The organism is Allocoprococcus similis (assembly GCF_054660775.1).
Genome location: NZ_BAAHSG010000020.1, coordinates 22085 through 42647, shown reverse-complemented (window position 1 = coordinate 42647; position 20563 = coordinate 22085). Strand labels below are relative to the sequence as shown.

The following is a 20563-nucleotide window of genomic DNA, read 5'->3' as shown; positions in this document are numbered from 1 at the left end:
ATTGACTTCACGTGTATCTTCTGCTTTTTTGATCTTAATATCGGAAGTTTTTTTCGCAATTGCTTTTACCAGAATTCCTGCCGGTCTTGCGTGGATTCCCTGTGCATCTGTTACTACATACTTAAATTCTTTCATGATAAATTCTCCTCTTCTTTTTTCATTTTAGTTTATCTTTTGACAGCGCTTTGCTTTTCAAAGCGCCGCCATTATTAAAACAGCTTTTGCTGTTCTATTCTACTGTATCTACGGCAAATAATGGATCACCGGCTTTAACTTCTCCCGTCGCAAGGAGACGTACTCTCTGATTCTCTTCCAGTTCTGTACAAAGTACCGGCGAACAAAGAGACGGTGCATGTGAAGCCAGGAATGGAATATCGATCTTCATAAGCGGATCGCCTTTTTTCACTTTCTGACCATTTTCTACAAATACTTCAAATCCTTCACCGTTCAGAGATACGGTATCAATACCGATGTGAAGCAGCATACCAAGTCCGCTTTCTGTCTGGAACCCAAGTGCATGCTTTGTTTCAAATACAAAAAGCACTTCTCCATCTTCCGGTGCGCATATCACAGCATCTTCCGGTATAACAACGGCTCCGTCACCCATCATTTTTCCTGCAAATCCTTCGTCCGGACAGGTTGTAATATCGCCCGCCATACCGGTGATCGGGCTGGATACAACAATTGTATTTACCACTTTTTCCTGTGTTTCATTATTTACATTTACAGTATCTGTATTTTCTTCGGCTGAATTCTCTTCTGACACGGCAGCGCTCTCATAATATTCATCCGGAGCTGTTTCCAGATAATCTTCCAGTTTAGACTTAATCACAGTTACCTGAGGACCATAAATGATCTGGACACCCTGTCCCTTTTTCACAATTCCTCTGGAACCTGTTGTCTTGATGATCTCATCATTTACGCGGGCTGCGTCATGGACTGTGATACGAAGTCTCGTTGCACAGCAATCCACATCACTGATATTTTTCTTTCCGCCAAGTCCCTGTGTGATTGCCTCACTTACCGGATCTGCGGCCCCTGTATTTCCTGCTTTTTCTTTTCCTGCTTCTTTTCTGGCATTTACATCTGCCTTTGTATATAATTTTGTCTCTGTATCATCATCTTCACGTCCCGGTGTCTTGAAGTCAAACTTCTTGATCAGGAAGCTGAAAATAAAGTAATACAGGAAGAAATAAATAATTCCGACCGGAATGATCCGAAGCCAGCTTGTCTTTGCATTTCCCTGCAGGATACCGAAGAGAAACAGATCCAGAAAACCACCGGAGAAGGTAAGCCCTACTGCTATATTCAGGATATGTGCGATCATGTAAGCAGAACCTGCAAGTACTACCTGTACAGCAAAAAGTGCCGGTGCAACAAAAAGGAATGAGAATTCCAGTGGTTCTGTAATACCTGTCATCATGCAGGCAAGTGTTGCTGAAAGAAGAAGTCCTCCTGCCTGTTTTTTCTTTTCCGGTTTTGCACAGCGGTACATTGCAAGTGCCGCTCCCGGAAGTCCGAAGATCATAAAGATAAATTCACCGGAGAAATATCTGGTTGCATCTGCGCTGAAATGTGCAATATTTGCAGAATCAGCAAGCTGTGCAAAGAAGATGTTCTGTCCTCCCTGTACCATCTGTCCCGCAACTTCCATTGTTCCACCGACTGCTGTCTGCCAGAATGGCATATAAAATACATGGTGAAGTCCGAACGGAATCAAAGCTCTCTTAATAATACCAAAAATCAGGGTTCCCAGATATCCGCTTCCGGTTACCAGTCCGCCAAGTGCATAAATTCCATTCTGTACAACCGGCCAGGCAAAATACATTCCAATTCCAACGAACATGTACACCAGTGTAGAAATGATTGGAACAAATCTGGATCCTCCGAAGAACGATAACGCATTTGGAAGAACGATTTTGTGAAAACGGTTATGCAGAGCAGCAACACCAAGTCCTACAATAATACCACCAAACACACCCATCTGTAAGGACTGGATTCCGCAAACAGAAGTGATGGTTCCTTCCAGTACATTCGATGCGATCGTTCCATCTGCGGTAATCTCGCCTGTGATCACAAGCATCGCATTGATCGCAACATTCATAACAAAGAATGCAATCAATGCAGAAAGTGCCGCTACTTCTTTTTCTTTCTTTGCCATACCGATCGCAACCCCAACCGCGAAAATCAGTGGCAGGTTGTCAAATACAGCACTTCCTACTTTGTTCATGATAATGAGTAACGAATTCAGGATGGTTCCGTCTCCTAAAATTTTCTCCAGACCATAAGTCTGGATTGTGGTAGCATTGGTAAACGAGCTACCGAATCCCAGCAGCAGACCCGCTACCGGAAGAATTGCGATTGGAAGCATGAAGGATCTTCCAACTCGCTGCAATACACCAAAAATTTTGTCTTTCATTGCATGTACTCCTTTTCCTCAAGAAATTTTAATTACCTGGCTTATGCCAATGATATTATTTTCTTTCGTGGAAGCCTTTTGTCCGAATTTTTGACACAAAAAAAGGCACTAACCCCACACAAATATCAAAATAATATCTATGTATGGTTAATGCCTGCCGTACAGTTACACACCAAAATCTATAATTTACAATAATTTATTTTTCACTAAATGTCAAGCCTTTTCTAAAATTTTCTTTTTATAATCCTACGGACTGGGCTAAAAGAACCAGAAGCATCAATGGCGCAATTACCTTGATCATTGCAATATAAAGTTTTTCTCTTCCAAACCTGTAACCGCCAAGTGTCACTTCATCGATGATCGCTTTGGGTTTTACAACCCATCCGATCAGAATACAGGTAAGCAATGCCACCATCGGCATCAGGCAGTTATTGCTGATATAATCCATCACGTCCAGAATCTGCGCTACCGTACCGTTCGGAAGTTTAAATTCGAAATAAAGCTTGTTGTATCCAAGACATACGATCACACCAACGATCATTCCATACAAAGTAGTCAGGATCGTTCCTTTTTTTCTGGATACATGGAATTTATCCATCATGCTTGATACGATTGCCTCCATAACAGATACAGAAGAAGTAACTGCCGCAAAAGATACCATCAGAAAGAATACAGTTCCTACCAACACTCCTGCTGACCCCATTGCTTTAAATACTTTTGGCAGAGATACAAACATCAGTCCAGGTCCTGCAGACATTCCTTCAGTTCCCATAAAAGTATAAACAGCCGGAATGATCATAAGTCCTGCCAGAAGCGCTACAAGCGTATCAAAAAACTCAATCTGGTTGATCGACTTCATCAGATTGGTCTCTTTCTTCGCATAGGATCCGTAAGTAACCATAATTCCCATCGCCACACTGATTGAAAAGAAAAGCTGTCCCATTGCATCCATCACAACCGAAAGGAAACTTTTAATCGTCATCCCTGTAAAATCCGGGATCAGGTAAATCGCCAGTCCCTGCATACCGGTTCTCGTCACTCCATCTGCGTTTGTATGTTTCAGGGTAAGGGAAAATACAGAAATCCCGGCGATCAGTACAAACAGGATCGGCATCAGAATCTTACTGTATTTTTCAATTCCTTTATTTACTCCTTTATAGACAACCGTTGCCGTAATAAGCACATAGATCAGCATCCATATGATCGGCTGTCCGACCTGTGTAATATAACCTGTAAAATATCCGTCTTCTGCAGCCTGCGCCCCATGACCTGTAAGAAATACCGACAAATATTTGAGTACCCATCCACCAATCGAGCAATAATACGGAAGAATGATAACCGGTACTGCACATGCAAGCACACCGATTCCTCCCCATCCTTTATGCATCTGCTCATATGCAGTAAGCGGACTCTGTCCTGTCTTACGTCCGATCGCGATCTCTGTTGTCAGCAGCGTAAACCCAAAGGTAAGTGCCAGTACCACATAGCACAGGATAAACACTCCTCCTCCACCTTTTGCTGCCAGATACGGGAATCTCCAGATGTTCCCCAGTCCGACTGCACTTCCTGCAGCCGCCAGCACGAATCCGATCGAACCGGTAAAATTACTTCTCTTCTTTTCCATCTCTTCTACTCTCCTTTTGCGGTGGTACCTCCGTACACACCGTTCCCAGCTTTTTAATAATATAGATCCTATAAGCCAAAAACACCTCCGCCGTGTGGCGAAGGTTCCTTCTTTAGCTTTCTTCTCATTTTAACAATCGGATATAGGAAAGTCAATGGAAGTATTTTACTCATTTTCTTGATCTTTTTTACACCGGGGCAGGCTCTCACCTGCCCCTTTATGAGTAGTATATCAATAATTTTTACAAAACGTCTTATTTTATGCAGTTGCCGGAAGAACACGGGATAAGAATGTCTGTGTTCTTCTCTCTCTTGGTGCTGTAAAAATTGCATCCGGTCTGCCTTCTTCAACAACATATCCGTCTGCCATAAAGATGACCCTGTCTGCCACATCACGTGCAAAGCCCATTTCATGTGTTACAACGATCATCGTCATTCCTTCTTTCGCAAGAGATTTCATAACATCAAGAACATCTCCTACCAGCTCCGGATCCAGCGCAGATGTCGGCTCATCAAACAACAACGCTTTCGGTTCCATCGCCAGTGCTCTTGCGATCGCAACTCTCTGCTGCTGTCCACCTGAAAGTGTACTCGGATATACATCCGCTTTATCCTTTAATCCTACCTTATCCAGAAGTTCCAGTGCTTTTGCATGCGCTTCTTCCTTATTCATGTGTTTGGTAAGGATTGGTGCCATCATAACATTCTGCGCAACTGTCTTAAGCGGAAACAGATTGAATTTCTGAAAAACCATTCCGACTTCCTCACGGAATTTGCGAATGTCACAATTCTTATCAAGAAGATTTTTTCCCTCATACTGTACAGTCCCGCCTGTCGGTCTTTCAAGCTGATTGATACATCTTAAAAATGTACTTTTTCCCGATCCGGAAGGGCCGATGATGCAGACCACTTCGCCTTCATTGATATCAAGATTGATATCCTTTAATACCTCCAGGTTCCCAAATTTCTTCGACAAATGCTTTACTTTAATCATACCAATCACCTCATTTTCCTTTCTATCTGTTTCTGGACAATTATCAGTACCGAAAGTATCACCAGATAAAACGCAGCCAGTGCTGTGTATGTAGGAATTGCCTTAAAGCTCAACGCTGCATACGCCTGTGCCTGATGCGTGATCTCATTAACCGCAATCGCAGATAAAAGTGCGGTATCCTTAACAGAAATGATAAACTGGTTAAATAATGCCGGAAGTGCCGCTTTAAATGCCGGCGGGATAACCAGATGGATCATCGTCTGCGTGCTTGTAAGTCCAAGTGATGCACCTGCTTCTTTCTGTCCCGGATCAATGCTCATCAATGCACCCTTTACAATTTCTGAAATAAATGCACCGGAATTCAATGCGATAACGCCAATTCCCACTGCAGTGCTTCCAATATCGACACCCAAAAGCTTCGGAATTACAAAATATCCGTATAAAGCCTGCACCATAAGTGGGGTTGCCCTGATGATCCAGATGTAAACCTCTGCAATCGCTTTTCCTATTTTATATTTTGACTGAAGCAGGTATCCGCACAGGCTTCCGATCAGGAAGCCAATTGCGATACCGACAACAGCAATTAAAATCGTAAGTTTTAACCCGTCAAACATCATCGGGAGTAAAACATCCAAAAATTTCATATCCATATACTATCTCATCCTATCTGCTGTTTTTTGTTGCTGTCTGTTTCTGCTTATTCACACCATTTAGCGTAAAGTTCATCAGTTGTTCCATTATCAATCAGTACCTTTACAGCTGCATTGATTTTATCATAATATTTGCATTCTTTAGAAATTGCTACGCAATACGGTGCCTGGCCCTGATTAAACTCATCCCCGACTACCTCCAAGTTGCTTTCCGGTGTTGTCTTAATATAGAAATATGCTCCAGGTCCATCCTGAATAACAGCATCTACTTTTCCCTGCTCCAAAGATTCATATGCAGTTGTGATCGTGTCATGTACTTCAAGTGTTGCACTTGTAAGATTCTTGCTTGCATAAGTATGAGATGCGGTTCCCTTTTCAACAGCTATTTTTTTATCCTTCAGATCATCAACACTCTTAATTCCTTTATCGTCGTTTTTATTTACCATAACAACCTGACCGGAATCACAATAGATATCACTGAAGTCCATAACTTCTTTTCTTTCATCTGTTGCACAAAGTGCTGCTGCTCCGATGTCCAGTTTGTTTTCAGCAAGTGAAGTAGTAAGTGCCGAATAATCCATTGCCTGGAGACCACCATCGATTTCGAATCCCAGAAGCTCCTGCAGATCATTTAACAGATCAACATCATATCCGATCAGCGTCTTTCCGTCCTCATCATAGTATGTAAATGGCCCGAAAAGTCCGGTTGTTCCGACTTTCAGTTTGACACCTTTCATGCTGTCCTTCAGCTCGTCTTCTGTATATTCTTTCTTTGTATCAGAGGTTTCCTTTGTATCTTCTTTTTTACTTCCACATCCTGCTCCAAGGACTGTTACCATTGCTGCACACATTAAAACTGCTATTAATCTTTTTTTCATAATAATAATCCTCCTTAACTGTGTAGTGAAAACGTAAGGGCGCATCACAAATTCTTTTGTAATGCGCCCTTGCATTTCCGTCCGCAGACACTCTCTCGTTCCCGGGATTGTTCGAGAAATTACTTTGCACTTCTGATTACTTTCTTTTCTGAAATACAAAAAGGATGCCGCATCTGATGCGACATCCTTGTCTGTTCGGTTCTTTATGAACTTGTGATTATTCTACCGTACTTTCACACTTTAGTCAATGAAACTTTTATCCAAAATTGCCAGTTTTATATATCTCTTTTAAGTAAATTTTCACAAAATTGATTTTCTACAGTATATGTGATACACTATTTCCATATTCATGATCTGGAAAAAGAATATGTCAAGGCACATTCCTTCATCAAAAATGAAGTACTTTTCCAGATCCAAACTGACTGCAAAGGAATTCCTGCGCAAAAAGAATACAAAAAAGGAGATTACAAAACTATGAGTCTTAACAGCACCCCTTCTGCTGACCGCGTACATATCGGTATCTTCGGTCGCAGAAATGCCGGCAAATCCAGTATTATCAACGCTATTACCGGACAGAATCTTGCCATTGTATCTGATGTTCTCGGAACAACAACCGACCCGGTTCCAAAGGCAATGGAGCTTCTCCCACTCGGTCCTGTCGTGATCATTGACACTCCGGGACTTGACGACACTGGAGAACTTGGACAGCTTCGTGTCAAAAAAGCTTACCAGATTTTAAATAAAACGGATATCGCCGTTCTGGTGATCGATGCCTCTCTTGGCATGACACCAGAGGATTTATCCATTTTAAAGAAAATACAGGATAAGAAAATCCCTTACGTTGTGGTAAATAATAAATCCGATCTCTGCTCTTCTGCTGAAAATGGCACAGTCTGTCCGAACCCGGATACGCTACCGGATACTTCTTTTCATTTAGATGCTTCCAACAGTATCGATGTCAGCACCGTAACTGGATATCATATCCATGAATTAAAAGAGCTGATTGCAAGACAGGTGTCAGAAGACGAACAGGACAAGTATCTTGTCCGCGATCTTTTAAGTCCGAATGATTTTGTCGTTCTGGTCGTCCCGATCGACTCTGCCGCCCCGAAAGGACGTCTGATTCTTCCGCAGCAGCAGACCATCCGCGATGTACTGGAAGCCGGTGCAATCTCTATTGTAACCCGTGACACAGAACTGAAAGAAACCCTCGCATCCCTCGGCAAAAAGCCACGCCTTGTCATCACAGACAGCCAGGCTTTTGCCAAAGTATCTGCCGATACACCGGAAGAGATTCCTCTGACTTCTTTCTCGATCCTTCTTTCCAGATACAAAGGAAATCTGAAACTTCAGGTTGAAGGAGCACAGATGCTGGACAAGCTGGAAGATGGCGACAGGATTCTCGTCTGCGAAGGCTGCACCCACCACAGACAATGCGATGACATCGGAACAGTGAAGCTTCCCCGCTGGATCCGCCAGCACACAGGCGATAAAAATCTGGACTTTGTCTTCACCAGTGGAACCGAATTCCCGGTAGATCTGTCACCATATAAACTCATCATTCACTGCGGCGGCTGCACCCTGAACGAACGCGAAATGCAGTACCGCCTCAAATGTGCCGAAGACCAGGGAGTGCCGATTACGAACTATGGAACCGCAATCGCTCACCTGAAGGGCGTACTGGAGCGGAGTCTCATCCCGGTGAGTGGAAGTTTGGAATAGACCTTCGGGCTAAGCGGGGACGAGGTGGCAGTTTCACGCCGGTCTTCATCGCCTGCATTCTGTAAAATTTAATTGGGACGGAAGTTGCGACACCGGACTGATTCGACGGAAAATCTAATGATTTTCCATCTCAGGCAGTCCTCAGATTCCGTACTTGTAGTACGAAATCCGGTCACAATTTCCGTCCCAATTAAATTAACAGACTGCACGGCTCTTACGAATGGCGTGAAACCGTCACCTCGTCCCCGCTCAGCCCTTACGTTATTCAAAGCTTCCGCATTGGCGCATCGTGGATGCGCCTCGCTGTGGATGGAAGGATTGTTTGTTCAGAATTGAAATCCATTCTTATTATATTTACTTTTGTTCTGGTTTATATGTTATGAGTGATTTTGTTTTGGTATAGACACACATAACGGTTGAATAAAGCTTAAAGCCAGGTATCGTTTTAAATTGTCTGCAGCGCCCAGGGCGTCGGATCACGGTGTGGATTTGGCGGTATATGGCGGCGTGTTACAGCCTGTTAATGAAAAAAAGAGAAAAGTGTGATCGGATTTCGTACCACAAGTACGAAACTCCGAAGACTCCTGAGATGGAAAATCATCAGATTTTCCGTCGAATGAGTCTGGTATCACACTTTTCTCTTTCTTTTCATGTTACAGGCTGTTCACGCCAGAGTCCACCGCCAAATCCACACCGTGATCCGACGCCCGTCCCTGCAGCCAAATTTTTTTCAATTAAATATTCTCAATTCTCTTGATTGCTTCCAGCGTATTCTCGTAACTTCCAAATGCTGTCAGACGGAAGTATCCTTCCCCGCTCGGTCCAAATCCCGATCCCGGAGTTCCGACTACATTTGCTTTTTCAAGAAGGAAATCAAAGAATTCCCATGAAGTCATGTTATCCGGTGTCTTTAACCATACATATGGTGAGTTCACTGCTCCGGATACCGTGTATCCGGCATTCTTCAGACCTTCATAAATCGTTTTTGCATTCTTCTGATAATATGCGATCTGCTCTTTGATCTGTGCTTTTCCGGCCTCTGTATAAACAGCAGCTCCGGCTTTCTGCACGATATAAGGTGCTCCATTGTATTTTGTTCCGTGACGTCTTGCCCACAGTGAATGAAGCATCACATCTCCGCACTTAAGATCTTTCGGAATGATTGTTGCGCCAAGACGTACTCCTGTAAATCCGGCATTCTTAGAAAAACTTCTAAGTTCAATCGCACAGGTTCTTGCTCCTTCACATTCAAAAATACTGTGTGGTACATCTTCTTCTGTGATATATGCTTCATATGCAGCATCATAAATGATCACTGCCCCGTTTTTATTTGCATAATCTACCCATTTCTGGAGTTCATCTTTTGTGATAGCCGCTCCGGTCGGGTTGTTCGGGAAACATAAATAGATCATATCCGGTACTTCTTTTGGCAGTTCCGGTACAAATCCATTTTCTGCTGTACAAGGCATGTAGATTACATTGCTCCATGTTTCTGTCTTTGGATCGTATATTCCGGTACGTCCTGCCATTACGTTTGTATCTACATATACAGGATATACCGGATCTCCTACTGCGATTCTGCAGTCAGGTCCAAAAATCTCCTGGATATTTCCAGAATCACTCTTTGCTCCGTCTGAGATAAAGATCTCATCTGCTGCAATATCGCATCCTCTTGCCTGGAAATCATTCTTTGCGATCGCGCTTCTTAAGAATTCATATCCAAGATCCGGTGCATATCCGTGGAATGTCTCTGCGTGTGCCATCTCATCAACTGCACTGTGAAGCGCTTCGATGATTGCAGGTGCAATCGGCTGTGTGACATCACCGATTCCAAGACGGATGATCGGTGCATCCGGATTCGCTGCCGAGAACGCTGCAACTTTTTTGGCAATATTGGAAAACAGATAGCTTCCCGGTAACTTTAAGTAGTTTTCATTTACACTGTACATATGTCGTCTCCTTTGTGATTTGGTCTTTATAGTACACCATCAAATACTTTAACCGCAGGTCCCTCCAAAAACACATGATTTACCTTACGGTCCCATCTGACAGATAACTCTCCACCTAATAATTTAACGATTACTCCCTCATCTGTCAAGTCATTCAGCACAGAAGCCACAACTGCTGCACATGCTCCGGTTCCGCAGGCAAGCGTTTCACCAACCCCCCGCTCCCACACACGAACCTCCATCCGGTCCCTCGCAGTCACATGACAGAACTCGATATTCGCCCTCTCCGGAAATCTCGGATGAAATTCCAACTTCCTTCCTGTCTCCTCCAGAGGAATCCCGTTTATCTCTTCTGAAAAGATTACCGCATGCGGATTTCCCATCGAAATCCCGGTCATGCGGTAGTTCTTCTCCTGTACCTCAATCGGATCATTGATCACCAGATCCTTTTCACTCAGGATCGGAATGCTGTGTGCGTTCAGTCTTGGAACACCCATATCAACCATAGCACCGCAGGCTTTCCCACCATGAATCTGAAGGTGCATGTTACGAATTCCGGATTTCGTCTCGATACTGAGTGTTTCCTTTCCGGTAAGTCCGTAATCATATACATATTTTCCCAGGCATCGGATGCCATTGCCGCACATTCCGGCAACAGATCCATCCGAATTGTATATCTCCATTTTAAAATCAGACACCTTTGACGGACATATCAGAATCAGACCATCCGCTCCGATCCCGTAATGCCTGTCACAAAGTGCTCTTGCAAATCCAGGTGGATCTTCCACCCTTTCTCTGAAGCAGTTTATACACACATAATCATTTCCAAGACCATGCATTTTTGTAAAGATCATATATCCTGCCTCTTCAATCTCCTTTATTCCGCCATAATACTAAGTACCATCTGAGCTGTCTCCACCATATTGACACCGCTCTCCATACTACATTTCTGCAGATAGCGATGCGCTTCTTCCTCCGTCATATTATTACGTTCCATCAGAAGACTCTTTGCCTCTTTTACAAGTGCCTGCTGCTCCGGATTCCGGTTCTTAAGCTCTGCTCTTCTTTTCTTTCTCCGCCTGCTGATCGATTGTGCCATCATCTCGATCGTATTCATCAGATCAAAGACCTTAAACGGCATCGACAGGCTGATCACTCCCGGCGTCCTGTCACTGCATTTTTCCGGCGATGCGATCAGAAGCATCTCAATCGTACCCGGCAGATAATCTCTCAGTTCATTATATAACATATCTGTCATTTTATAACCACAAACTACAATTCCATCATCCAGATTATCTGCCAATTGAACCGCCTGCGCTCCGGTTACCCCCACACCGATCACATCAAATCCATTTCGTACCAGTATATTGCGAATATTGGTTGCAATCTCCTTTTTTGGAAATACAACAATAATACTGCTCATAATACCAGCCTCCTGCCTTTAGAATTGGAAAGTTTCTTTAGAATTTCTGTAAGTACTCATTAATTTCCCATTCTGTAACCTGAGTGCGGTATTCTCTGTATTCTGCGCGCTTTGACTCGATCAGCTTCTGTGACAGTTCTTCTCCTAATACTTCCTGCATAAACTGATCTTTCTGGAATTCTGTGATTGCTTCTCTCAGGCTTGCCGGAAGCTCCTCAATTCCAAGTGCATTTTTCACCACATCTGTCATTTCGTAAATATTCTCATCCACACTCTCCGGCGGCAGGATCTTGTTTTTAATTCCTTCCATTCCGGCAGCCAGACATACGGCAAGTGCCAGATATGGATTTGCTGCCCCATCCGGACTTCTGAGTTCGACTCTTGTGCTTTTCCCTGACACCCGTGGAATACGGATCAGAGGAGTCCGGTTATTCGCTGACCAGGCAATATATACCGGTGCCTCATATCCGGGAACCAGTCTCTTATAGGAATTCACGATCGGATTTGTGATAAAGCTGATCGCTTTGATATGTTTCATAAGTCCGCCGATAAAATAATATGCCTCCTGGCTCAGACCATTCGGATCTTTTTCATCTGCAAAAACATTCTTTCCATCTCTTGACAGAGACATATTCAGATGCATTCCTGAGCCATGGATACCATCCTTTGGCTTTGGCATGAATGTAGCATGAAGCCCGTGTCTTTTTGCGATTGTTTTGGTAACAAGCTTAAATGTCATGATATTGTCCGCTGCATCCAGCGCCTCTGTATATTCCAGGTCGATCTCATGCTGTGCCGGTGCCATCTCGTGATGAGATGCCTCCACACCGTACCCCATATCTTCCATTGTAAGAACGATATCACGTCTTGCATTCTCTCCCTGGTCCAAAGGTCCCAGATCAAAATATCCTGCACGTTCATTGGAAATCGTCGTCGGATTTCCCGCATCATCCGTTTCAAACAGGAAAAATTCGCATTCCGGTCCTACGTTAAAGTCATATCCCATCTCTTTTGTCTCGGAAAGTACCTTCTTAAGAACATGTCTCGGATCGCTTTCGTAAGCTGTTCCATCCGGTCTGTAAATATCGCAGATAAATCTTGCAACCTTTCCCTGCTGCGGCCGCCACGGGAAAATTTCAAATGTATTCAGATCCGGGTGCAGATACATATCCGATTCTTCGATTCTGGCAAATCCTTCTATCGAAGATCCGTCAAACATGCATTTGTTATCCAGTGCTCTCTTAAGCTGGCTTACTGTAATCGCTACATTCTTCATTGTTCCGAAAATATCGGTGAACTGCAGCCTGATAAATCCTACGTCTTCTTCCTCGACAAGATTCAGGATATCTTCTCTCGTATAATTTTTCATACTCATACAAATCCTCCTGTTTTTACTACTCATAAATAAAATATCAAAAAGTCTCATGTTAAAGACTGATGATAATCGAGCAGGCTGACTCCTACTCGATTCGTATACTTTGCGCACCATCTCGCTTAACAGCCAGGTGATGTACATTCGCCAAATGCAGATTCTTGTGCAAGCACAAATCTGCACTTGGCTCATCGTATACACAAAAAGGGCGTTCTCAATCCCTTTTGAAAACGCCCTTGTTTGTTATATTATAATTTTCGTCTGAATATTTGTCAATACTCTTAGTCTTCTACGAGTGCTGCTGTGATGATTGCCATAGAATAAACCTCTTCTGCATTGCATCCACGGGACAGGTCATTGATCGGTGCATTAAGGCCAAGAAGGATCGGTCCGTATGCATCAAAGTTACCAAGTCTCTGTGCGATCTTGTATCCGATGTTACCTGCGTTGATATCCGGGAAGATAAATGTATTTGCCTGACCTGCTACTTCACTGTTCGGGCATTTTGTTCTTGCAACACGCGGAGATACAGCTGCATCAAACTGAAGCTCTCCTTCGATTGGAAGTGAAGGATACAGTTCTTTTGCTTTTGCTGCTGCATTGCGCATCTTATCTACATCTTCTCCTTTTCCAGAACCAAGTGTAGAATAGCTCAGGAATGCAACTTTTGGATCGATACCAAAATGTTTACCACATTCTGCTACTTCCCATGCGATTTCTGCAAGCTGATCCTCTGTTGGTTTGAGGTTGATCGCGCAGTCACCCATAGCAAGAACTTCGTTCTCACCTGTAGCTGACGGACGAACCAGAATGAAGCAGGAAGATACACAGCTTGATCCCGGTTTGGTCTTGATCAGCTGAAGTGCCGGACGTACGGTGTCTGCTGTAGAGTAAGTAGCTCCTCCAAGAAGTGCGTCTGCAACGCCCATCTTAACCAGCATAGTTCCAAAAAAGTTGCTGCTCTTAAGTGTCTTTGCTGCCTGCTCCGGTGTAACCCCTTTGCTTTTACGAAGTTCGCAGAACAGTTCTACCATCTCATCGAATCTGTCATAGTTGTCCGGATCGATGATCTCTCCGCCACGAATGTTGTATCCATATTTTTCTGATGCTTCTAATACTGCTTCTTTATTTCCAACAAGAATTGGTGTAAGGAAGTTTCCTGCTAAAAGACGGGAAGCTGCCTCAAGAATTCTTTCATCTGTTCCTTCTGTAAAAACGATAGTTTTTGGGTTCTCTTTCAGAGCATGAATCATCATGCCGAAGCCTTTCATATTGTCCATTATATTGCCTCCTTATTTCGTGTGTTCGATACTTTCACATATACTTTACCACGTTTTTTTTGGATTGCAATCTAATTAAATTTTTAACAAGGATTGTATTTAAAAATAACCAAAAACCGACGTTTTTCCCCTATTTACGGTATCCTTTATAGCCTTTCAGATTGTTGGCAAGAGCCATAACGATCGTATCCACATCATCTACCATCAGTTTTACACGTTCCGTAATCTGCTCTTCCTCAATCCCGTTTTCATATACATCCTTGAAATAGCCTTCAAAGAGCATGCACACCATCCGGTTTAATTTTACTGCATTGTCATATGTAATACCACCGACATTGATACACCGCTTGCACATCTCAAAATCACGAGCAAGAAAGCTTGGTGTCTGAAGCATATTGTAGAAAAAACGGTTAACATTTACAATGTCCTCCGGAAACATTTCATAATATTCCCGCATTGCTTCTTTGAGCTTTACATTGTTATACTCAAAAAATAACAGATTATATGCTTCCGGATTATGAAATGCCTCCGTTGCATAACAATCCCACACCCCTACATATACCTGCCACATATTCTTCCAGGATTTTTCAGCCTCATTCAGCCTGTCAATGTAACCGGTTAAAATTCTGAGTTCTGCATAGTATAAAAGTTCAGACACATTATCAAAGTACCTGTACAGACTTGCTGATGAGCACCCCATCTCCTTAGCAATCCTGCGGATAGATACTGCCTGAATCCCTTCTTGCTGAATGATCTCATGTGCTTTCTGGATATAATCCCTTCTGGATAATCCTTTAAAATAATTGCTGCTCGTACTCTGTTTCTGTTCTTCCATAGTTGCCTCTCATTTTCCATGTGAATCTCTACACAGATTGTATCCGGCACTCTTCCGTACCGAATTCAACCATTTTTTAATTTTAGTCATATTACTTTTTATTATACATGATTCTGTTTTTGATATAAAATAGAAAAAAGCTATAATATCTCATAGCTTTTTTCTATACATTATACCTTTATTTTCCCACTTGTAAACAGTTTTTTAACAATGAAAAATAAGCTCCATTTTTGTTCCTTTTCCTTCTTCACTTTCCACATGGATTTCTGCATTATGCAAAAGTGCTCCATGCTTTACAATCGAAAGGCCCAGACCTGTTCCGCCGGTCTCTCTGGAATGGCTCTTATCCACCCGGTAAAAGCGCTCAAAAATACGGTCCTGATGCTCTTTTGGGATTCCGATCCCGGTATCCTGGACAATGACCTTTTTCCCGTTCAGTGTATTTCCAACCCAGATATTTACTTTTCCATTTTCTTTATTGTATTTGATGGCATTTTCACAGATGTTGTAGATCATCTCATCCAGGATCTGACGGATTCCAAAACATTCCACATGTTCTCCTACCACTTCAACCTGTATTCTGCGTTTTTCTGCCTGAAGCGCCAGACGGCTCACGATCTCCCTTGTCATCTGATACAGATCCACATTCTCTTTTTCAAGCTCCACACTGCCCTCATCCAGCTTTGACAGCTTGATAATATCACCGACCAGAGTGATCATCCTGCTTGCCTCTTTATAGATCCGTTCGCTGAATCCCTGCATATCTTCCGTTTTTACAAGACCGTTCATCATAATTTCTGCATATCCCGAAATTGATGTCAGAGGCGTCTTCAGCTCATGAGAAACATTTGCAGAGAATTCTCTCCTCATCTGTTCAATTGCTGCTTTTTCTTTATTCTGCCTGTCAATTCTTTCAAGCAGCGGATGTAACTCTTCATATACATCATTTTCCAGTGGTTCTTCCAGATCCAGATTGTTAATCGGTGCAATCAGTCTTTTCACCTGATGCCTTGTCATAAACCACGCAACACATGCCATCATGACCCCGATTGCAATCATATACGGTAAGATCATGAATGCTGTATTCCAGACCGTATCCATGCCTTTTGACACACGCAGGACAGAGCTATCATCCATCTTCAGCGCATAATAGTACATCTCCTGTCCTTTGCTGTCTGACATACGGATATCCTGTCCACTGCCATTTGCCAATGCCTCTTTGAATTCTTTTCTTGATTTGTGGTTTGCCAGCGTTTCCTGATCATCTCCGGTATCATAAAGTACTTTTCCGTCTTTATCGATCCATGTTACCCGGGTATTCTTGCTGACCTTATCCATGGTACCAAAATATTCTTCTCCGGATATATCTATTGCCGCCCGGATATATTCTGCCTCCTGAACCAGTTCACTGCGCCGGATATCCAACGCCTGCCGGTAAATAACCAGAGTAACCAGAATATATGAGATCAGAAGTGACATCGTAACCACAAAAATCATACTTTTCTGAATTCTATTTCGCATCGATCTCTCCTATACGGTATCCAACTCCACGGACAGTCTCAATATATTCTCCTGCCTGTCCCAGCTTCTGGCGCAGGGTTCTTACATGGACATCTACCGTTCTGGTCTCACCGTCAAAATCATATCCCCAGATTTCTTCCAGTAATTTATCTCTTGTCAGAACAATATTCTGATTCTCCATAAGTTTTCTCAACAGCTCATATTCTTTCAATGTTAATGCTACCGGTTCTCCCGCTACCGTTACTTCATGCTTTTTACGGTCCATGCGGATCTCACCCAGCACATAGGTATCATCCTCTTCTTTTTTCGATGTCCGTCTGAGTACTGCACGGATTCTGGATACCAGTTCCATCATTCCAAATGGTTTGGTCACATAATCATCTGCTCCCGCATCCAGTCCCATGACCTTGTCATATTCTGCACCCTTTGCCGTAACCATGATGACCGGAATATCTTTGGTTCTCCCGGAAGTCTTCAGCTTCTTCAGGATCTCCATTCCATCTTCTCCCGGGAGCATGATATCAAGCAAAATCAGCTCTGGCAGTTCCTCTGCCAGAGCTTCAAAGAATGATGTGCCTTCTTCAAATCCACGGGCCTCAAATCCCGTAGTTTCAAGTGTATATACTACTAATTCCCGGATGTTCGCTTCATCCTCCACACAAAAAATCATTCTCGTTCTCCTTTAATTTCTTTTAGATTGCAGTTCCGCCTGCATGAATACCTGTAATTGAAAATTCAACCCACTCTGCAATATTTGTTGCATGATCTCCGATCCTCTCCAGATATTTTGCGATCATGATCAGGTCGATTGCCTCATCTCCGGCATTTCCTTTGTGATCAGAAATAAATTTTACCAGATCTCCTTTTACCAGATCAAAAAGATCATCTACCTCATCATCTGCTGCCATGACTCTTCTCGCAAGCTCCAGATCTTTCTGTACATAGGCAGATACACTGTCTCTTACCATCTTTACTGTCGACTCTGCCATCCGGTTAATATCCTTCAGACTCTTTTCCTCTGTTGATTTCGTTGCAATCACAATATCTGCAATATCCGCAGTCTGATCTCCGATACGTTCCATATCCGTGATCATCTTAAGTGATGCCGAGATCCTTCGCAGATCCCGCGCTACCGGCTGCTGCTGAAGTAAAAGCTTCAGGCAGAGATTTTCAATTTCTTTTTCCATCTGATCGATCTCGCTGTCTGCTGTAATGACAGCCTTTGCTCTGGCAATATCATGTCCTTCCAGGGCTCCTGTTGCTTCCTCGATTGCCGTCTCGCAAAGTTCTCCCATATGAATAAGCATCTCATTAAGTTCTTCCAGCTGTCTGTCAAATCTGTTCCGCATTTAACCAAACCTCCCTGTAATATAATCTTCTGTCCTCTTATCGGACGGGATCGAGAATAATTTTTCAGTATCATTATATTCTACAACTTCTCCAAGAAGGAAAAATGCGGTGTTGTCCGACACTCGGACTGCCTGCTGCATATTATGAGTTACCATAACGATAGTATAATCTTTTTTCAGTTCCATCGCAAGGTCTTCTATCTTGGATGTTGAGATCGGATCCAGTGCGGAAGTCGGTTCATCCATCAGAAGTACTTCCGGTTCTACTGCAAGTGCACGTGCAATGCAAAGTCTCTGCTGCTGACCACCGGACATACCAAGTGCACTCTTTTTCAAACGGTCCTTACACTCATCCCAGATAGCTGCATTACGCAGTGATTTTTCTACAATATCATCTAGTTTTGCCTTTGAACGGATTCCGTGCGTTCTCGGTCCGTAAGCAATATTATCATAAATGCTCATCGGGAATGGATTTGGTTTCTGGAATACCATTCCGACTCTTTTTCTCAGGACATTTACATCCATTCCTTTAAAAATATTCTGTCCGTCCAGAAGGATCTCTCCGTCAATCCGGCATCCTTCTACCAGGTCATTCATGCGGTTGATCGACTTGAGAAGTGTGGATTTACCACAACCACTTGGTCCGATAAACGCTGTGATCTTATTTGGCTCAATTTCAAGATTGATATTTTTCAGTGCTTTGAAATCGCCATAATATAAATCAAGATTTTTTACACTTATCTTTGACATTTTCTTTTCCTCTCTATGCTTTCGTCAGTTTCTTCGCAACCACGCCGGAAAGGGTGTTGATTGCAACAACCAGTACAAGCAAAATAACTGCTGTCGCATACGCCTGGTCCATATACAGTCCTTCACTGGACAGCATATACATATGGATCGCCAGTGTACGGCCGGAACCAAGTACATTCTTTGGCACCTGTGCAACCGTTCCTGCTGTGTAAATCAGTGCTGCCGTCTCTCCTACGATACGTCCGATGGCAAGGATCACACCTGCCAGGATTCCAGGCACTGCTGATGGAAGTACAATACGGAATACCGTACGGAGCTTTCCTGCTCCAAGTCCAAAACTTCCTTCTCTGTAAGAATCCGGAACTGCTTTGAGTGCTTCTTCTGTCTGACGCATGATCAGCGGAAGAATCATGATTGATAAGGTAAATGCACCTGCCAGGATGGAAAATCCCCATTTCAGTGTATTTACAAAGAACAGCATACCGAACAGTCCATATACGATTGACGGAATACCGGAAAGTGTCTCCGTAGTAAGACGGATCACTTCAATAAATTTATTTCCTTTTCCTGCATATTCTACAAGGAAGATCGCTGAAAAAATGCCAAACGGTACTGCAATCAGAAGAGAAAGCAGTGTCATAACGACCGTATTGATCAGCGCCGGTATAACGGATGCATTCTCTGATGTATAATGTAACGAGAACAAAGACGGCTTGATATACGGAATTCCATTTACCAGAATATAAAAGATCAGGAACAAAAGCAGTGCAAATGTGATAAATGCTGCAAGCATTACCAGAAGCATCAAGATCATGGATCCCGGATGTCTTAAATAGCTCTTTACCTTATCTGCAAAATTTTCCCGGTTGACTCCGACAGGTTTTTTCGTCTGATTACTCATGTTCACCCCTCCTCTTAAGCAGCGCAACACTAAAATTGATGATCAGGATAAATACAAAAAGTACGACTCCTGTTGCAATCAGCGCTTCCCTGTGAAGTCCGGTCGCGTATCCCATCTCGATTACGATGTTACCGGTCAGGGTGCGGACACCGAGTAAAATATTATTTACCAGTCGTGGCTGGTTTCCTGCGATCATGATTACCGCCATCGTTTCACCGATCGCACGTCCGATTCCAAGGACAACCCCTGTGATCACGCCAGACTTTGCTGCCGGGATTACAACTTTGAAAATACTTCTTTCCTGTGTTGCCCCAAGTGCCAGCGAGCCTTCATAGTACTGTGGCGGTACTGCACGCATTGCACTTTCTGTCGTTCCGATGATCGTTGGAAGGATCATCATTCCAAGTACGATCGATGTAGTCAGGATTCCTTTTCCATCGCCGGATTTTTCAACCAGTCCCATCATCTTTAAAGTTCTTCCGAAGTCCCGGATGATCGGAACTACGATCACCATACCGAAGAAGCCATATACAACCGAAGGAATACCTGCCAGCAACTCTGTTGCTGCTTTTAACGGCTTATAGATTTTCTTCGGACAATACATTGCCATGAATACCGAGGTCAGGATTCCGATCGGAACTCCGAATATGATCGCCCCTGCCGTCACATAGATACTTCCAATGATCATCGGGAAGATACCGAAGAGTTCATTTCCAGGCCGCCAGATATCACCGGTTATAAATTTTACAAATCCTATTTGTCTGATTGCAGGGATTCCATTTGCAAATAAGAAGATGCAAATGAGAGCTACCGCCAGTACCGAAGCACAGGCGGCAATGAAGAACACTCCCTGCATGACTTTTTCAGTCCATGCTTTTGATTTCATTCTTTAATTTC

Annotated in this window: 19 protein-coding genes; 1 reads left to right on the top strand and 18 read right to left on the bottom strand. The window is 43.2% G+C overall.

The window, feature by feature from the left end; translation table 11 throughout:
- The 6 genes from ACYQ5K_RS10645 to ACYQ5K_RS10620 all read right to left on the bottom strand — a co-directional run.
- Positions 1 to 135 (bottom strand): HPr family phosphocarrier protein (locus tag ACYQ5K_RS10645; RefSeq protein ID WP_459777548.1); only part of this gene is annotated, 135 nt, incomplete at its 3' end.
- Between the two features lie 94 nt (positions 136 to 229).
- Positions 230 to 2419 carry a PTS transporter subunit IIABC gene (locus ACYQ5K_RS10640; protein WP_195231461.1) on the bottom strand — a complete coding sequence of 730 codons (2190 nt, stop codon included), beginning with the start codon at positions 2417 to 2419 and terminating at the stop codon, positions 230 to 232.
- Between the two features lie 238 nt (positions 2420 to 2657).
- Complete coding sequence (locus tag ACYQ5K_RS10635) at positions 2658 to 4043, bottom strand: sodium-dependent transporter (protein WP_173689289.1); 1386 nt, start codon at positions 4041 to 4043, stop codon at positions 2658 to 2660.
- 258 nt (positions 4044 to 4301) lie between these two features.
- Positions 4302 to 5045, bottom strand: coding sequence for an amino acid ABC transporter ATP-binding protein (locus tag ACYQ5K_RS10630; RefSeq protein WP_334297102.1), 744 nt, complete (start codon positions 5043 to 5045; stop codon positions 4302 to 4304).
- On the bottom strand, positions 5042 to 5686 hold the full coding sequence (locus ACYQ5K_RS10625) for an amino acid ABC transporter permease (RefSeq protein WP_173689291.1): 645 nt from the start codon (positions 5684 to 5686) through the stop codon (positions 5042 to 5044). The genes ACYQ5K_RS10630 and ACYQ5K_RS10625 overlap by 4 nt, the downstream gene beginning before the upstream one ends.
- A 47-nt stretch (positions 5687 to 5733) precedes the next feature.
- The gene (locus ACYQ5K_RS10620) at positions 5734 to 6564 is read right to left on the bottom strand and encodes a transporter substrate-binding domain-containing protein (RefSeq protein WP_173689292.1); all 831 of its coding nucleotides are present in this window, start codon (positions 6562 to 6564) and stop codon (positions 5734 to 5736) included.
- Positions 6565 to 7038: 474 nt separating this feature from the next.
- On the opposite strand from ACYQ5K_RS10620, the gene hydF reads away from it, so the two are divergent.
- The gene (gene hydF / locus ACYQ5K_RS10615) at positions 7039 to 8286 is read left to right on the top strand and encodes a [FeFe] hydrogenase H-cluster maturation GTPase HydF (protein ID WP_173689293.1); all 1248 of its coding nucleotides are present in this window, start codon (positions 7039 to 7041) and stop codon (positions 8284 to 8286) included.
- A 734-nt stretch (positions 8287 to 9020) separates the two neighbouring features.
- Here the strand turns inward: hydF and ACYQ5K_RS10610 are convergent.
- From ACYQ5K_RS10610 to pstC, 12 genes are all read right to left on the bottom strand, one after another.
- Entirely contained in the window at positions 9021 to 10235 is a 1215-nt protein-coding gene (locus ACYQ5K_RS10610; protein ID WP_173689294.1) for an LL-diaminopimelate aminotransferase, read from the bottom strand.
- A 26-nt stretch (positions 10236 to 10261) separates the two neighbouring features.
- Positions 10262 to 11089, bottom strand: a complete 828-nt coding sequence (dapF, locus tag ACYQ5K_RS10605; RefSeq protein ID WP_173689295.1) for a diaminopimelate epimerase — start codon at positions 11087 to 11089, stop codon at positions 10262 to 10264.
- 23 nt (positions 11090 to 11112) lie between these two features.
- Positions 11113 to 11658, bottom strand: a complete 546-nt coding sequence (locus ACYQ5K_RS10600; protein ID WP_173689296.1) for an ANTAR domain-containing response regulator — start codon at positions 11656 to 11658, stop codon at positions 11113 to 11115.
- Positions 11659 to 11695: 37 nt separating this feature from the next.
- Positions 11696 to 13027 carry a type I glutamate--ammonia ligase gene (gene glnA / locus ACYQ5K_RS10595; protein ID WP_173689323.1) on the bottom strand — a complete coding sequence of 444 codons (1332 nt, stop codon included), beginning with the start codon at positions 13025 to 13027 and terminating at the stop codon, positions 11696 to 11698.
- Between the two features lie 284 nt (positions 13028 to 13311).
- Positions 13312 to 14301: a phosphate acetyltransferase gene (gene pta / locus ACYQ5K_RS10590; protein WP_173689324.1), complete on the bottom strand. Its 990-nt coding sequence runs from the start codon at positions 14299 to 14301 to the stop codon at positions 13312 to 13314.
- Positions 14302 to 14440: 139 nt separating this feature from the next.
- Positions 14441 to 15145 (bottom strand): TetR/AcrR family transcriptional regulator, encoded by a 705-nt coding sequence (locus ACYQ5K_RS10585; RefSeq protein WP_173689297.1) that lies wholly within the window; start codon positions 15143 to 15145, stop codon positions 14441 to 14443.
- A 204-nt stretch (positions 15146 to 15349) separates the two neighbouring features.
- On the bottom strand, positions 15350 to 16666 hold the full coding sequence (locus ACYQ5K_RS10580; protein WP_195231474.1) for a sensor histidine kinase: 1317 nt from the start codon (positions 16664 to 16666) through the stop codon (positions 15350 to 15352).
- Positions 16656 to 17336, bottom strand: coding sequence for a winged helix-turn-helix domain-containing protein (locus ACYQ5K_RS10575; protein WP_008368508.1), 681 nt, complete (start codon positions 17334 to 17336; stop codon positions 16656 to 16658). The genes ACYQ5K_RS10580 and ACYQ5K_RS10575 overlap by 11 nt, the downstream gene beginning before the upstream one ends.
- A 22-nt stretch (positions 17337 to 17358) precedes the next feature.
- Positions 17359 to 18015, bottom strand: a complete 657-nt coding sequence (gene phoU / locus ACYQ5K_RS10570) for a phosphate signaling complex protein PhoU (RefSeq protein WP_173689299.1) — start codon at positions 18013 to 18015, stop codon at positions 17359 to 17361.
- Positions 18016 to 18765, bottom strand: a complete 750-nt coding sequence (gene pstB / locus ACYQ5K_RS10565; protein ID WP_055158199.1) for a phosphate ABC transporter ATP-binding protein PstB — start codon at positions 18763 to 18765, stop codon at positions 18016 to 18018.
- A gap of 13 nt (positions 18766 to 18778) precedes the next feature.
- A complete protein-coding gene (gene pstA / locus ACYQ5K_RS10560) occupies positions 18779 to 19666 on the bottom strand; it encodes a phosphate ABC transporter permease PstA (protein WP_178025285.1) in 888 nt (295 codons plus the stop codon).
- On the bottom strand, positions 19659 to 20552 hold the full coding sequence (gene pstC / locus ACYQ5K_RS10555) for a phosphate ABC transporter permease subunit PstC (RefSeq protein WP_459777546.1): 894 nt from the start codon (positions 20550 to 20552) through the stop codon (positions 19659 to 19661). Before pstC ends, pstA begins: the two co-directional genes overlap by 8 nt.
- Between the last annotated feature and the right edge of the window lie 11 nt (positions 20553 to 20563).